This is a genomic window from Glutamicibacter sp. NPDC090743 (genome assembly GCF_044769125.1).
In the GTDB taxonomy this organism is placed as follows: domain Bacteria; phylum Actinomycetota; class Actinomycetes; order Actinomycetales; family Micrococcaceae; genus Glutamicibacter.
This window is the reverse complement of record NZ_JBIVXE010000004.1, coordinates 327986-342973: the sequence shown is the minus strand read 5'-3', so window position 1 is coordinate 342973 and position 14988 is coordinate 327986. Positions and strand designations below refer to the sequence as shown.

Below are 14988 nucleotides of genomic sequence, written 5' to 3'. Positions count from 1 at the left end.
GGAAGAAACCATGAACTACTTGATCCAGCAGGCCTCCAACCTCGGCGGCGAACCGGTCGACGTGCTGATCGCCGACGGCAAGATCGCCCAGCTGGGCAGCATTGCTGCCGCCGGCGATGCCCAGGTCATCGACGCGCGGAATCTCGTGCTCCTGCCCGGGCTCGTCGACACCCACACTCACCTGCGCGAACCAGGCCGCGAAGACGCCGAAACCGTGGAAACCGGTTCGCAGGCAGCGGCCCGCGGCGGCTACACCGCCGTGCACGCCATGGCCAACTCCACCCCGGTAGCCGATACCGCCGGCGTCGTCGAGCAGGTCTACGAATTGGGCCGCAAGGCAGGCTGGGTGGATGTCCGCCCGGTCGGCGCGGTGACCGTCGGGTTGGCCGGCAAGCAGCTGAGTGAAATCGGCGCAATGGCCGATTCCCGTGCCCAGGTGAAGATGTTCTCCGATGACGGCATCTGCGTCTGGGATCCGCTGCTGATGCGCCGCGCCCTGGAATACGTGAAGGCCTTCGACGGGGTCATCGCCCAGCACGCCCAGGAACCGCGCCTGACCGAAGGCGCCCAGATGAACGAGGGCGAAGTCTCCGCCATCCTGGGCATGCCAGGCTGGCCAGCGGTCGCCGAGGAATCGATCATCGCCCGCGATGTGCTCTTGGCCGAGCACGTCGGTGCCCGCCTGCACGTGTGCCATGTGTCCACGGCCGGCTCGGTGGAGATCATCCGCTGGGCCAAGGCCCGCGGCATCCAGGTCACCGCGGAGGTCACCCCGCACCACCTGCTGCTCACCGATGAGAAGGTGCGCACCTACGACCCGGTCTTCAAGGTCAACCCGCCGCTGCGCCGCGAAGAAGACGTGATGGCGCTGCGCGCGGGCGTTGCCGACGGCACCATCGACGTGATCGGCACCGACCACGCCCCGCACCCCTCCGAGGCCAAGGACTGCGAGTGGGGCGCGGCCGCCATGGGCATGACCGGCCTGGAGACCGCGCTGTCCATCGTGCAGCACACGCTGGTGGACACCGGGCTGATGGGCTGGGAGGGCGTGGCCCGCATTACTTCGCAGGTGCCCGCGCAGATCGGCCGCGTTGCCGACCAGGGCCGACCGATCGCCATCGGCGAACCTGCCAACCTGGTGCTGGTCGATCCGGCAGCCCGCTGGATCGTCGACCCGGCCGCCATGGCCACCAAGGGGCGCAACTCGCCGTTCGCCGGCATGGAGCTGCCAGGATCGGTGCGCGCGACCTTCTTCCACGGCCATGCCACCGTGCTCGATGGCCAGCTGGCTACCCCGAGGACGGCCAATGCCTGAGGGAGCCCTGACCCCGTTGATCTGGACGATTGTCGCGATCGTCGCAGGCGTGGGCCTGATCCTTTTCGGCTGGCGGAACCTCAAGGCCAGGCAGTCAGCGATTCCCGAGCCCTTCGAGGACTTCGCCGATGAGGTGGAGCACCATTTCGCAGGCATGTATGTGGTCACCACCCGGTTCGACGACTGGCTGGCGCGCATCGCGGTCCATGAGCTCGGGGTGCGCACCAACGCCACCTTGGAACTGGGACGCGAAGGGCTGCACCTGATCCGTTCCGGAGCGCGCGACGTGCACATCCCGTGGGAGCACTACGAGGACGTGAAGCGCAGCAACGGGATGATCGGCAAGGTCGTGGAGAAGAACGGCCTGATCGTCATCACCTGGAACAAGGACGGCTTCACCTTCGACACCGGATTCCGTCCCCGCTACCACGAGGACACCCCAAAGATCTATCAGTTGCTGGCGTCGCACAACGACGTAAGCCGAGCAGGAGACAAATAAGTGAATTCCCTGAGCAACCTACCAGCCGTGTTGGTACTTGAAGATGGCCGCATCTTCCGCGGGCGCAGCTATGGCGCCGTGGGCACCACCCTGGGAGAAGCAGTGTTCACCACCGGCATGACCGGCTACCAGGAAACCCTGACTGACCCGTCCTACGCGCACCAGATCATCGTGCAGACCTTCCCGCACATCGGCAACACCGGCGTGAACTCGAAAGATCCGGAATCCACCCGCATGTGGGCTGCCGGCTACGTGGTGCGCGACGCCGCCCGCCGGCCAAGCAACTGGCGCAGCGAGCGCACCCTTGATGCAGATCTGGTCGAGTACGGCATCGTGGGCATCCAGGGCGTGGACACCCGCGCGCTGACCCGCCACCTGCGCGACGCCGGCGCGATGAAGTCCGGCATCTTCTCCGGCGATGACGCCGCGAAGACCGACGCCGAGCTGGTGGCCCTGGTCAAGGCGCAGCCGTCGATGGCCGGCCGCAACATCTCCGCCGAGGTTTCGGTGGACGCCGCCTACATCGTCGAGCCAGCGGACCACGGCTACGACGGCGAGGCCAAGCACACCGTGGCCGCGATCGACCTGGGCATGAAGTCGATGACCCCGCACCGCCTGGCCGAGCGCGGCCTGCGCGTGCACGTGCTGCCGTACAACGCCACCCTGGAAGATATCAAGGCCACCGGCGCTAACGGCGTGTTCTTCTCCAACGGCCCCGGCGACCCTGCCACCGCCACCGCCCAGGTGGAACTGGTCCGTTCGGTGCTCGACGCCGGCATCCCGTACTTCGGCATCTGCTTCGGCAACCAGATCCTGGGCCGCGCGCTGGGCTTCGACACCTACAAGCTGCGCTTCGGCCACCGCGGAATCAACCAGCCGGTGATGGACAAGGCCACCGGCCGCGTGGAAATCACCAGCCAGAACCACGGCTTCGCCGTCGACGCGCCTATCGAGGGCGCCGTCACCGCTCCGGTCGAACGCTTCGGCAAGGTCGAAGTCTCGCACTATTCGCTGAACGACCACGTGGTCGAAGGCCTGAGCTGCCTGGACATCCCGGCCTTCTCCGTGCAGTACCACCCAGAGGCAGCATCCGGCCCCCACGATGCCGCCTACCTCTTTGACCGCTTCATGACCGCGTTGGATTCCGCCGCAGAAAAGGACAGCAAGTAATGCCTAAGCGCACCGATCTGAAATCAGTTCTCGTTATCGGTTCGGGTCCGATCGTCATCGGCCAGGCCGCTGAGTTCGACTACTCTGGCACCCAGGCACTGCGTGTGCTCAAGGAGGAAGGCCTGCGGGTCATCCTGGTCAACTCCAACCCGGCCACCATCATGACCGACCCGGAATTCGCCGACGCCACCTATGTGGAGCCGATCACCCCCGAGGTCGTCGAGAAGATCATTGCCAAGGAACGCCCGGATGCGATCCTGCCGACCCTGGGCGGGCAGACCGCGCTGAACACCGCCATCGCCCTGGACAAGTCCGGTGCCTTGGAGAAGTACGACGTCGAGCTGATCGGCGCGAACATCGAAGCCATCGAGCTGGGCGAGGACCGCGAGAAGTTCAAGGGCGTCGTGGAGCGCTGCGGCGCCGAATCCGCCCGCTCGGTCATCGTGCACACCCTGGACGAGGCCTTCGCTGCCGTCGAGGAGCTGAACTACCCGGTAGTCGTGCGCCCGTCGTTCACCATGGGCGGCCTGGGCTCGGGCATGGCCTACAACCCGGAGGACCTGCGCCGCATCGCGGGCGCCGGCCTGCAGTACTCGCCAACCACCGAGGTGCTCCTGGAGGAGTCCATCCTGGGCTGGAAGGAATACGAGCTGGAGATGATGCGCGACAAGAACGACAACGTCGTGGTCGTCTGCTCCATCGAGAACTTCGATCCGGTCGGCGTGCACACCGGCGACTCGATCACCGTGGCCCCGGCCATGACCCTGACCGACCGCGAATACCAGAAGCTGCGCGACATCTCGATCGCGGTCATCCGCGAAGTCGGCGTCGACACCGGCGGCTGCAACATCCAGTTCGCCATCGAGCCTGACACCGGCCGCGTCGTGGTCATCGAGATGAACCCGCGCGTCTCGCGCTCCTCGGCACTGGCCTCCAAGGCCACCGGCTTCGCGATCGCGAAGATCGCCACCAAGCTGGCCGTGGGCTACACCCTGGATGAGATCCCGAACGACATCACCCAGAAGACCCCGGCTTCCTTCGAACCGGCCCTGGACTACGTGGTAGTGAAGGTTCCGCGCTTCGCCTTCGAGAAGTTCCCGGCAGCGGACAAGACCCTGACCACCACCATGAAGTCGGTCGGCGAAGCGATGGCCCTGGGCCGCAACTTCACCGAAGCGCTGCAAAAGGCGCTGCGCTCCCTGGAGCAGAAGGGCTCCGAGCTGTCCTTCGAGCCGATCCCGGAATCCGAGCACGAGGCCGTGCTGGCCTCGATCGTCAAGGGTTCGACCGAGCGCCTGTCGCTGGTCCAGCGCCTGCTGTTCTCCGGCGTGTCCCTCGAGAAGCTGTTCGAGACCACTGCGATCGACCCGTGGTACCTGGACCAGCTGCAGCTGATCAACGAGGTCGCGCAGCTGGTGGCCGCGAACAAGCACCTGCCGGAACACGTGCTGCGCGAAGCCAAGCGCCACGGCTTCTCCGATGTCCAGCTCGCCCAGCTCACCGGCAAGGCCGAATCGGTCATCCGCGGCATCCGCCATGCCCTGGGCGTGCGCCCGGTCTACAAGACCGTGGACACCTGCGCCGCCGAATTCGAGGCCTTCACCCCGTACATGTACTCCTCGTACGACGAAGAGACCGAGCTGGAGCGCCACGAGAAGAAGTCGGTCATCATCCTGGGCTCGGGCCCGAACCGCATCGGCCAGGGCATCGAGTTCGACTACTCCTGCGTCCACGCGGTGATGGCGCTGCGCGCCGAGGGCTACGAGACCGTCATGGTCAACTGCAACCCCGAGACCGTCTCCACCGATTACGACATCTCCGACCGCCTCTACTTCGAGCCGCTGACCTTGGAAGATGTGCTGGAGGTCATCCACGCTGAAGAGGAAACCGGCGGCGTGCTGGGCGTGTTCGTCCAGCTTGGCGGCCAGACTCCGCTGAAGCTCGCCGCCGAGCTGAAGGCTGCCGGCGTGCCGATCCTGGGCACCTCGCCCGAGGCCATCGACCTGGCCGAGCACCGCGGCGCCTTCCAGCAGGTACTGGATAACGCCGGGCTGGTAGCGCCGAAGAACGGCACCGCGGTGTCCTTCGCCGATGCCAAGACCATCGCCGACTCCATCGGCTACCCGGTACTGGTTCGCCCTTCCTACGTGCTGGGCGGACGCGGCATGGAGATCGTGTACGACGAGGCCAACCTCGAGCGCTACATCACCAACGCGACCGAAATCACCGTGGACCACCCGGTACTGGTGGACCGCTTCCTGGAAGACGCCATCGAGATCGATGTCGACGCCCTGTTCGACGGCACCGACCTGTACGTCGGCGGCATCATGGAGCACATCGAGGAAGCCGGCATCCACTCCGGGGACTCGGCCTGCACCCTGCCTCCGATCACCCTGGGCGCCGACGTGCGCGACCGCGTTGCCGCGGCAACCCGTGCGATCGCCGAAGGCGTGGGCGTGCGTGGCCTGATCAACATCCAGTTCGCCCTCGCCAGCGACATCCTGTACGTGATCGAAGCGAATCCGCGTGCATCGCGCACTGTGCCATTCACCTCGAAGGCTACCGGCGTGCAGCTGTCCAAGGTCGCCGCGCTGATCGGCGTGGGCCGTACCCTGGCCGAAATGCGCGGCAGCTACCTGCCAGCATCCGGCGATGGCGCGCACCTGCCGGAATCGGCGGCGATCGCCGTCAAGGAAGCAGTCATGCCGTTCGCCCGCTTCCGCACCCCGGAGGGCAAGGTCGTCGACTCGCTGCTCGGCCCAGAAATGCGTTCCACCGGCGAAGTCATGGGCATCGACAAGTACTTCGACACCGCTTTCGCCAAGTCGCAGGCCGCAGCGAACAACCCGCTGCCAACCGGCGGCAAGGTCTTCGTCTCGGTCACCAACCGCGACAAGCGCTCGATCGTCCTGCCGGTCAAGCACCTTGCTGACCAGGGCTTCGAGATCATCTCCACCGGCGGCACCGCGGAAGTGCTGCGCCGCAACGGCATCCCGACCCAGGTGGTCGGCAAGCTGCACGAAGGCGGGGAGTCCATTGTCGATTTGATCGTAGCCGGCCAGATCGGCCTGATCCTGAACACCCCGTCGGGCTCGGATGCACGTGGCGATGGCTACGAAATCCGCGCCGCCGCGACGTCTGTCGGCACCCCGGTCATCACCACCGTGGCGGAGTTCAACGCTTCGGTCCAGGCGATCGATGCCCTGCGCGAGTACGAGTGGGATGTCACCAGCTTGCAGGTGCACGACGCCAACCTGAACGCAGCGCGCAATGCCTGAGCCGACCCCATTCGGTCAGCGGCTTCGTTCAGCCATGCAGGCTTCCGGCCCGCTGTGCGTGGGGATTGATCCCCACCCGGCGCTGCTGGAAGCCTGGGGGCTGGAAAATACGGCCGAGGGCGTGCGATCTTTCTCACTGACCGTCGTGGAAGCGATGGCCGGTGCGGCGGCAATCCTCAAGCCCCAGGTGGCTCTGTACGAGCGTTTCGGGTCCAAGGGATTTGCCGCATTGGAAGAAACCTTGAGTGCTGCGAAGTCCGCTGGACTGCTCACGCTGGCCGACGCCAAGCGCGGAGATATCGGTTCGACCATGGCAGCGTACGCGAGCGCATGGCTCGATGATGCTTCTCCGCTGGCCGCTGATGCCGTGACTCTGAGCCCGTACCTGGGTTATGAATCGCTGCGTCCGGCATTGGATTTGGCTGCTGGAACCGGCAGGGGAGTGTTCGTTCTCGGACTGACTTCCAACCCCGAGGGGCCATCGGTACAGCACGTAGGCGGGGAAAACTCGGTTGCTAAATCAATTATTAACCAAGTCACTGCGGATAATGCATACGCAGGAGATTTAGGACATGTCGGGCTGGTTGTTGGTGCGACCATCGGGGATGCACCGTCCAAGCTCGGAATCGATCTGGCAGCTTCCAAGGCTCCGCTGCTCACACCAGGGCTCGGCGCCCAGGGTGCCACGGCCGCGGATATTGCCAAGTCATTCGCCTCAAGCTACGGCCAGGTACTGGGCACGAGCAGCAGGGACATCCTCAAAGAGGGGCCGAGTAAGGCCGCTCTCAGGGAAAAAGCCCTGCGGGTTAGGGACGAATTGCTGGCAGCTCGCTAGCAAAAAATTCGAATAAGTGACATAGGCGCGTTGTGGCTATTAGAGTTTCTAGTAGCCACAACGCGTTTAGTCTTGCAAAAGCAGCGTTAGCTCGCTATGTTTCTCAACATAAGCCTTAGTCCACTACAACTGAAGGATGGCTGAACGATGGTACTGCGAGAACTCTCTGACGAAGATCGTATCCGCGCCCGCGCCAAGGCACTCGCCGCACGCACTCGTCGTGCAGAAATCAAGGCCGAGTTCAGTGCCGGCAAAATTTCCATCACCGAGGTACTAGACTTGGTATACGAAGATGAAGCCGTGGGACGCATGCGTGTCATGGACCTTCTGGAATCGGTACCGGGCGTAGGTGAAGTACGCGCGGCAAATTTGCTGGAGCGACTTGGCATTTCCCCTTCCCGCCGTCTGCGCGGACTGGGACGCAAGCAGCGCACCGCAATCACCGAGCACTTCAAGCAAAGCCCGCCAAAAACGAAAGTGTAGTCAATGACCGCTGCGTCGGTAACTGTTCTAGCCGGCCCCACGGCTGTAGGCAAGGGCACCGTCTCTACCTACATCCGCGATAACTATCCAGATGTCTGGCTTTCGGTGTCCGCAACGACCCGCAACGCCCGGCCAGGGGAGCAGGATGGAGTCCACTACTTCTTCGTGGGCCCCGAACGCTTCCAATCCCTGGTCGAGGAAGGCCAGATGCTGGAATGGGCTGTTGTCCATGGCCAGAACAGCTACGGCACGATTCGATCGACGGTTGAAGATGCAGTGGCAGATGGCAAGAAGGTTCTGCTGGAAATCGATCTGCAAGGTGCGCGCCAGGTCAAGGAGTCGATGCCCGAGGCAAAATTCGTCTTCTTGGCACCGCCATCATGGGAGGAATTGGTGCGCCGCCTTGTGGGACGCGGCACTGAAACGGCCGAGGAACAGCAGCGCCGCCTAGAAACCGCTAAACTAGAACTTGCAGCGGAATCTGAATTCGACGTGACCATCGTCAACGACGATGTCGCACGTGCCGCCGAAGAGCTTGTAGCCCTCATGGGGCTAAAGAACGACAAATAGGGAGTCCTGTGTCCAACCCAGAGGGAATCATTAACCCATCGATCGACTCGTTGCTTGAGACCAACGACTCGAAGTACGCCATTGTGCTGAACTCGGCCAAGCGTGCACGCCAGATCAACGCCTACTACGCGCAGCTGAATGAAGGCCTGTTCGAGTACGTAGGCCCACTGGTGGAAACCAAGCTGAACGAGAAGCCGCTGACCATCGCTTTGCGCGAGCTGGACGATAACCTGCTGAAGGTAACCGCAGCCGAGGTCATCGAAGACTAATCGAAAAGTCGGCGCCCCTGAGCGGGCGCCTTCTTTTCGTTAAGCTCCTTTTTCTCCCGCACCCACCTCATTGCCGCACCGAATCCTCGAGGAAGTACTTCGTGAAGCGAATTGTCCTAGGCGTTTCCGCTGGTATCGCCGCCTACAAGTCCGTACTCCTGCTGCGCTTGCTCGGCGAAGCCGGGCACCACGTCGACGTGATCCCCACCCGGAACGTCGCCAACTTCGTGGGCAACGCCACCTGGGAGGCCCTGTCCGGAAATCCGGTCACCTCGAACGTGTTCGACGCGGTGGATTCGGTCAATCACGTGCGCCTGGGCCAGCAGGCCGATCTGGTGATGGTCGTGCCGGCCACCGCGGACGTCTTAGCCAAGGCCGCTGCGGGATTGGCTGACGATCTGCTCACCGGAACCCTGCTGGCCACGCGGGCGCCGGTAGTGATGGCCCCGGCCATGCACACCGAAATGTGGCAGCATCCGGCCACTGCCGCGAATGTGCAGACCCTGCGGGATCGCGGCGTGCGGGTGATCGAACCCGCTTCCGGGCGGCTGACCGGCAAGGACTCGGGACCGGGCCGGCTTCCAGAACCCGATGAAATTTTCGCCGCAATCCAGGACCTGCTCGCCGAACCGGTGCTGGCCGGAGCCAAGGTGCTGATCACCGCCGGCGGCACCCGTGAACCGCTGGACCCGGTGCGCTTCCTGGGTAACCGCTCCTCGGGCCGCCAGGGTGTCGCGCTGGCACAGGCCGCCAGAGATGCCGGGGCCGAGGTCACGCTGATCGCCACCCATCTGGAAGTGCCCGCGCCGCATGGCGTGCGGCTGGTGCACGCCTCCAGCGCACTGGAGCTGCACGAGGCGGTCTTCGACTGCGCCGAGGGCCAAGACGTGCTGATCATGAATGCCGCGGTCGCCGATTTCCGCCCGGCAAGAATCGAGAACTCGAAGATCAAGAAGCGCGATGAGCATTCGGCTCCGGTCATCGAACTGGTGCGCAACCCGGACATCCTCGCCGAGCTGGTCGCCTCGCGCGGACAGAATCCGCAACTGCCGCCGTTCATTGTCGGTTTTGCCGCCGAGACCGGCGATGAGCAGGGGACCGTGCTGGAGTACGGCCAGGCCAAGCTGAACCGCAAGGGCTGCGAAATGCTCGTGGTCAACGAGGTGGGCGCATCCCTGACCTTCGGGCAGGAAACCAATAGCATCCAGGTTCTTTTCGCCGATGGCGCCGACTCGGTGCAGGCCTCGGGCAGCAAGCTCGAGGTGGCCCGCGTGGTCATCGAACAGATTTCGAATGCAACAAAAAGTCATGCAGCTGTAACAAAGTGAGTGGCGCCATACGGTGCTTGTTCACGAAACGTACCAGATCTGCTTACAGGTCCCAGAGACCAGATAGAGTTATACGGTGACTTCAACAACCCCTGAACTTCGTCTTTTCACCTCGGAATCCGTGACCGAGGGCCACCCGGACAAGATTTGCGACCAGATTTCCGACGCGATCCTCGACGCCATGCTGGCGCAGGATCCGGACTCGAAGGTCGCCGTCGAGACCCTGACCACCACCGGGCTGGTGCACGTTGCCGGCGAGGTGACCACCAATGGCTACGTGGAGATCCCGGAGATCGTCCGCAAGACCATCCTGGACATCGGCTACGACTCCTCGGCCAACGGCTTCGACGGTGCGCGCTGCGGCGTGTCCGTGTCGATCGGCCAGCAGTCCCAGGAGATCCACGACGGCGTCTTCAACTCGCTGGAGTCGCGCGAAGGCACGGCCAAGGATCCCCGCGACATGCAGGGTGCCGGCGACCAGGGCCTGATGTTCGGCTACGCCTCGGATGAGACCGACTCGCTGATGCCGACCCCGATTTTCCTGGCGCACCGCCTGTCCGAGCGCCTGACCCAGGTCCGCAAGAACGGCCGCATGCCGCTGCTGCGCCCGGATGGCAAGACCCAGGTCACCATTGGCTACGACGGCGACAAGCCGGTCTCTGTGGACACCGTGGTCGTCTCCAGCCAGCACGCCGCCGAATACGAGCTGGCGACCCTGAAGGCCGACCTGCGCGAAGAGGTTGTGACCCCGATCCTGGAGCGTTCGGGCCTGGACATCTCGAACACCAAGATCATCCTGAACCCATCGGGCCCGTTCATCATCGGCGGCCCGGTCGGCGATGCCGGGCTGACCGGCCGCAAGATCATCGTGGACACCTACGGCGGCTTCGCCCGCCACGGCGGAGGCGCCTTCTCGGGCAAGGACCCTTCGAAGGTCGACCGCTCGGCTGCCTACGCGATGCGCTGGGTGGCCAAGAACGTGGTCGCCGCCGGCCTGGCACGCCGTGCCGAGGTCCAGGTGGCCTACGCGATCGGCGTTGCCCGTCCGGTGGGCCTGTATGTGGAGACCTTCGGCACCGAAACCGTTGATCCGGCCAAGATCACCAAGGCCATCAACGAGGTATTCGACCTGCGCCCGCTGGGCATCATCGAAGACCTGGACTTGAAGCGCCCGATCTACCGCAAGACCGCTGCCCACGGCCACTTCGGCCGCGAGGACAACGACTTCACCTGGGAGAAGCTGGACCGCGTCGAGGCCCTGCGCAGCTGGTTCAACGCCTAGGACCTGAGCGTGCAGCAAGACGCCCTCATCTCAGCACCCGAGCCGGCCCGCCTCAAGCGGGTTGCCCGGGTGCTGATTGATTCTTCCGTCCCGCACCTGGACCGCTTCTTCGATTACGAGATTCCTCCCTCGATGGCCCAGGATGCCGTGGCGGGGGTGCGCGTGAAGGTGCCCTTCGGGCCGCAGCTGCTCTCCGGATTCATCGTCGCGGTGCTCGAGGACCACGCCCCGGAGATGAAACTGCGGCCGCTGGCCAAGCTGGTCAGCACCCAGGTGGCGCTGTACCCGGAAATCGTGGCCGCCGCGCAGGAGATCGCGACCCGCTATGCCGGAACCCTGTGGGATGTGGTGCGTCTTGCGGTGCCCGCCCGCGCGGCCAAGGTCGAAAAAGAGGAATTGGCCACCGTCGCGCCGTTGCTGCCCGACGCCCCGAACCAGCTCTCCCGCTACGAGCACGGCGCCCAAGCGCTTGACGCCTGGGGAAGCGGCGAAACCCTGCGCGCCGTTGCCACCTGGGTGCCGAATTTCCACGGTGCCTGGCCAGGTTTCTTGATGGATGCGGCCCGTCCGGTGCTTGAGCGCGGCAAGCGCGTGCTGCTGATCGTGCCCGACGCGCGCGACCTGCGGCTGCTGGGTGGCTATCTCGATGAGCACTTCGGCGCCGAATCCTATGCGCGGCTGCAGGCCGACGACGGGCCGACTCCGCGCTACCGCAACTTCCTGCGTGCCATCGGAGGGCATGTGCAGATCGTCATCGGCACCCGTTCGGCGGCGCTATGCCACGTGCCCGGGCTGGAACTGATGATCGTGTGGCAGGACGCGGACCAATCGCACCGCGAACAGCGCGCACCCTACCAGCACAGCCGCGAGGTGGCGTTGCTGCGCAGCCAGCAAGCAGGCATCTCCCTGCTGATCGCATCGCCATCGCGCTCGGTCGAAGCCCAGCGCCTGGTGGCGACCGGCTGGGCCACCGAATTGAAGGTTCCCCGCGACCTGTTGCGTGCGCAAACCGCCCGCATTGTGGCCACCACAAACGATTTCGAGCTCGAGCGCGACCCGGTGCTCGCCCGGGCGCGCATCCCTTCGCTGGCCTGGCGGGAAGCTACCAAGGCCCTGGAATCCGGCCCGGTGCTGGTGCAAGTGGCGCGCACCGGGTTCATGCCGGCGCTGGCCTGCCAGGACTGCCGGACCCCGGCGCGCTGCACTGCCTGCCAAGGCCCGCTGCACATCGCCGGCAAAGGCTCGCATGTGGCTTGCCGCTGGTGCGGCGAGCAGTACCACGACTACCGGTGCGTGCACTGCGCCTCATCGAGGATCCGGGCCGCCAGCATCGGCGCCGACCGCACCGCCGAAGAACTCGGGCTGGCCTTCCCCAAGGTCAGCGTTATTTCTTCCACCGGAGCAAAACCCGTGGACAAGATTCCCGGCAAACCGGCGCTGGTGGTCGCTACGCCAGGGGTCGAACCATTTGCCGAATCCGGCTACGCCGCGGTTCTGCTGCTCGATGCCGACAAGATGATGGCCCACGATTCGCTGCGCAACCCCGAAGAAGTCATCTCCCGCTGGTTCACCGCTGCTTCCATGGCGCGTGCCGACGGGGTAGTGGTGCTCACCGGCAATCCGAGCCCCGCCGGGGCCGCGCTGGTGCGCTATGACCCGGCGAGCTTTGCCGAACGCGAATTGGCCGAGCGCCGCGAGGTGGGGTTGCCTCCGGCAGTGCGCAGCGCAGTGATTTCGGGCCTGGGCGCCGAACGGCTGGTCGCGAACCTGGATCCGCAGACCCGGCAGTGCGTGCAAATCCACGGCCCGACGGTGATAGACGGGCCCCCGGCCCAGCACCGCTACGTGCTCTTCTTCTCCTACGCCGACGGGCCGGCGGTGACCATGGTCCTGCGCCAGCTGCGCGCGAGCATGTCCGCGGCCAAGGACCCGGTCGTGAATATCGCTATCGACCCGGACGACGCGCTCTAGGAGCCCGCCGCGGGATCCTCGGCCTGGCCGGTTGCCAGCAGCTGCAGGAAGCCATCGATGGCGGCGGCGGTTTCGGGAGCTTTCTCGTAGTGGATCAGGTGCCCGACGTTCTCGAGCATGACCAGTTGGGCGTTGGCGAAGCTGGCCCGCAGCGCCTCCTGCGTCTGCGCGGTGCCCAGTTCGTCTTGCAGGCCGCCGACCATCAGCGTCGGCAAGCCCAGCGCAGGGGAGTAGTCCCCGACCGTTGCGCTGACCGAGGCGCGGTACGACTGGGCCAAGGTGGCCCGCGAGTGGAAGCCGCCGAAGTAGGCGCGGTGCTGCTCGCGCACGTAGCGGCGGATTTCCGGGTCCCTGCTCTTGGTCATCACCAGGCTCATGGCATCGCTGAACAGCTTGGAACGCAGCAACGGTTCGCCGATGCGGGCCGGAAGCTTGGCGCACACCTCGTAGTAGCCGCTGGTGAGCTTGGCCAGCAGCGCCTGGTCGGACTCCAACGCCGGCTCGGAGATCGGGTTGAGCAATACCAGCGAAGCAAAGCCGCGGACGGTGGCCAGCTTGGCGGCCACGATCGAGCCGAAGGAATGCCCCAGCAGGTGCACGGAGGATTCCAGCTGCAGCTCTTCGGCCAGCTCATTGAGCACCGCAGCGTACCCCTCGACGTCATGGGGCAGATCCGCCATCGAGGTCGAAGTGCCAAAGCCGGGAAGATCGGGAACGATCACCGTGTAGTGCTCCAGGTGCGAGACGATGCGCGCCAGCCCGTGGTGGTCTCCGCGGAAACCATGCACGGCGTAGATCACCCCGCGGGAGGGCTGCTGGGCCGGGTGGGTGTAGACCCGGATTTCTGCACCGTTCAAATGATGGGTGGTCACTAGCTGCTGTCGTGGGGCCATGGCTTTAACCCTACCCGTCCAGCAGCGCCAGAGCGGTGCCCTCGTCGATCACCAGATCGGTGATCAGCCCGCCTTTGAGCGCACCGCGCACGGCCTGGAGCTTGCCGCGGCCGGCGACCACGCAGAAACGGGTCGGCACCTTGCGAAGGGCATCGAGGTTCGGGCCGGTGGAGCGGGCATTAAGCGAAATGTTCGAGCTGTTCCCGTCCTTGTCGAAGAACACCGTGGCCACGTCGCCGACCACGCCGATCTCGTTGAGCTCTTGGGTTTCCGCCTTGGTCAGGTAGCCGCCGCGGTAGACCTGCGAAGCCACGGCGGAGCCGGCCGAGCCCAGGGAGAATACCGCGAGACTCATCTCCTTCTGCACCTGCAGTACCCGGCGGATCGATGTTTCCTCCCACATTGCGTCGCGGGTGGAGGCCCGGTCGAAGAAGGCCGGGACCGGGAACTGCTCGGTGCGGGCGGTGAAGGCTTGGCCGAAACGCGTGAGGATGTCGCTGGCATAGCGCACGCCGCTGGTCACCGGATTAGCCGCTCCATTGAGCTGCACGATTTTCGTGTCATGGGTCGGGTGGGAGCCCAGCGCCGTGGACACCGACTGCATGGTCGATCCCCAGGCAACACCCACCGTCATCGAGGAGGAAACCATGCCGCCGAGCAGGTAGGCCGCGTGCGCAGAGACCCGGGCCAGCAGCTCGGAGTCATCCATGTTGCCATCGGTGGGTACGACGTTGAAGCTGATCCCGTAGTGCTCGGAGAGCTGGTTTCCCAGCAGCGCCGACATGTTGGCGCTGGGGGAGATGCTGATCGAAACCATGCCGGTGCGCTTGGCGTGGGTGAGCAACCGGGAGACCGTGGACCGCGAGGTGCCCAGCTCCTTGGCGATCACTTCCATCTTCATATCCTGAAGGTAATACAGCTGGGCGGCGCGCAGCGCATCCTTGGCCTTGGGGGTGCTGTGCACAGATGTGCCAGTCGTTGCCCGCTTGTAGGTGCCCCCGGACGAGGATTTCATCATGATTCAGACCACTTCTGCACGTTTGTGCATTTTGTTTGACCGCTTTGCCGTTCAGTAACAAGACTAGCTTCAGACTC

13 protein-coding genes are annotated in these 14988 nt (G+C 64.8%); 11 read left to right on the top strand and 2 right to left on the bottom strand.

The annotated features are described in order from the left end of the window. Window positions 1–10 precede the first annotated feature (10 nt). The 11 genes from ACIQTS_RS10340 to ACIQTS_RS10290 all read left to right on the top strand — a co-directional run bounded on the left by ACIQTS_RS10340 (window position 11) and on the right by ACIQTS_RS10290 (window position 13000). Window positions 11–1315 carry a dihydroorotase gene (locus tag ACIQTS_RS10340; protein ID WP_402473199.1) on the top strand — a complete coding sequence of 435 codons (1305 nt, stop codon included), beginning with the start codon at window positions 11–13 and terminating at the stop codon, window positions 1313–1315. After that, window positions 1308–1814: a hypothetical protein gene (locus ACIQTS_RS10335; protein ID WP_105658305.1), complete on the top strand. Its 507-nt coding sequence runs from the start codon at window positions 1308–1310 to the stop codon at window positions 1812–1814. Before ACIQTS_RS10340 ends, ACIQTS_RS10335 begins: the two co-directional genes overlap by 8 nt. Further along, on the top strand, window positions 1815–2984 hold the full coding sequence (carA, locus tag ACIQTS_RS10330; protein WP_402473196.1) for a glutamine-hydrolyzing carbamoyl-phosphate synthase small subunit: 1170 nt from the start codon (window positions 1815–1817) through the stop codon (window positions 2982–2984). It abuts the gene before it with no gap. Further along, on the top strand, window positions 2984–6262 hold the full coding sequence (gene carB, locus ACIQTS_RS10325; protein ID WP_105658307.1) for a carbamoyl-phosphate synthase large subunit: 3279 nt from the start codon (window positions 2984–2986) through the stop codon (window positions 6260–6262). Before carA ends, carB begins: the two co-directional genes overlap by 1 nt. Beyond that, window positions 6255–7097: an orotidine-5'-phosphate decarboxylase gene (gene pyrF / locus ACIQTS_RS10320; RefSeq protein ID WP_402473193.1), complete on the top strand. Its 843-nt coding sequence runs from the start codon at window positions 6255–6257 to the stop codon at window positions 7095–7097. The genes carB and pyrF overlap by 8 nt, the downstream gene beginning before the upstream one ends. Before the next feature lie 147 nt (window positions 7098–7244). After that, a complete protein-coding gene (gene mihF, locus ACIQTS_RS10315; protein WP_013349055.1) occupies window positions 7245–7580 on the top strand; it encodes an integration host factor, actinobacterial type in 336 nt (111 codons plus the stop codon). 3 nt (window positions 7581–7583) lie between these two features. Further along, window positions 7584–8150: a guanylate kinase gene (gmk, locus tag ACIQTS_RS10310; protein ID WP_105658309.1), complete on the top strand. Its 567-nt coding sequence runs from the start codon at window positions 7584–7586 to the stop codon at window positions 8148–8150. Window positions 8151–8158: 8 nt separating this feature from the next. Further along, window positions 8159–8419, top strand: coding sequence for a DNA-directed RNA polymerase subunit omega (gene rpoZ / locus ACIQTS_RS10305; RefSeq protein ID WP_286134300.1), 261 nt, complete (start codon window positions 8159–8161; stop codon window positions 8417–8419). 101 nt (window positions 8420–8520) lie between these two features. After that, window positions 8521–9747, top strand: coding sequence for a bifunctional phosphopantothenoylcysteine decarboxylase/phosphopantothenate--cysteine ligase CoaBC (coaBC, locus tag ACIQTS_RS10300; RefSeq protein WP_402473188.1), 1227 nt, complete (start codon window positions 8521–8523; stop codon window positions 9745–9747). A 76-nt stretch (window positions 9748–9823) separates the two neighbouring features. Next, on the top strand, window positions 9824–11029 hold the full coding sequence (gene metK, locus ACIQTS_RS10295) for a methionine adenosyltransferase (protein WP_402473185.1): 1206 nt from the start codon (window positions 9824–9826) through the stop codon (window positions 11027–11029). Between the two features lie 9 nt (window positions 11030–11038). After that, window positions 11039–13000: a primosomal protein PriA gene (locus ACIQTS_RS10290; RefSeq protein WP_402473183.1), complete on the top strand. Its 1962-nt coding sequence runs from the start codon at window positions 11039–11041 to the stop codon at window positions 12998–13000. Here ACIQTS_RS10290 and ACIQTS_RS10285 read toward each other — a convergent pair. Then, the gene (locus ACIQTS_RS10285; RefSeq protein ID WP_402473180.1) at window positions 12997–13893 is read right to left on the bottom strand and encodes an alpha/beta fold hydrolase; all 897 of its coding nucleotides are present in this window, start codon (window positions 13891–13893) and stop codon (window positions 12997–12999) included. The two genes, ACIQTS_RS10290 and ACIQTS_RS10285, sit on opposite strands and share 4 nt — an antisense overlap. Window positions 13894–13903: 10 nt before the next feature. Further along, the gene (locus tag ACIQTS_RS10280) at window positions 13904–14911 is read right to left on the bottom strand and encodes a sugar-binding domain-containing protein (RefSeq protein ID WP_332486174.1); all 1008 of its coding nucleotides are present in this window, start codon (window positions 14909–14911) and stop codon (window positions 13904–13906) included. Window positions 14912–14988 lie beyond the last annotated feature (77 nt).

What these genes read in the sequence shown, in the direction of transcription:
- ACIQTS_RS10340 (WP_402473199.1), top strand. Translation starts at nt 11, where the DNA reads ATGAACTACTTGATCCAGCAGGCCTCCAACCTCGGCGGCGAACCGGTC.
- ACIQTS_RS10335 (WP_105658305.1), top strand. Translation starts at nt 1,308, where the DNA reads ATGCCTGAGGGAGCCCTGACCCCGTTGATCTGGACGATTGTCGCGATC.
- carB (WP_105658307.1), top strand. Translation starts at nt 2,984, where the DNA reads ATGCCTAAGCGCACCGATCTGAAATCAGTTCTCGTTATCGGTTCGGGT.
- pyrF (WP_402473193.1), top strand. Translation starts at nt 6,255, where the DNA reads ATGCCTGAGCCGACCCCATTCGGTCAGCGGCTTCGTTCAGCCATGCAG.
- mihF (WP_013349055.1), top strand. Translation starts at nt 7,245, where the DNA reads ATGGTACTGCGAGAACTCTCTGACGAAGATCGTATCCGCGCCCGCGCC.
- gmk (WP_105658309.1), top strand. Translation starts at nt 7,584, where the DNA reads ATGACCGCTGCGTCGGTAACTGTTCTAGCCGGCCCCACGGCTGTAGGC.
- ACIQTS_RS10285 (WP_402473180.1), bottom strand. Translation starts at nt 13,893, where the DNA reads ATGGCCCCACGACAGCAGCTAGTGACCACCCATCATTTGAACGGTGCA.
- ACIQTS_RS10280 (WP_332486174.1), bottom strand. Translation starts at nt 14,911, where the DNA reads ATGATGAAATCCTCGTCCGGGGGCACCTACAAGCGGGCAACGACTGGC.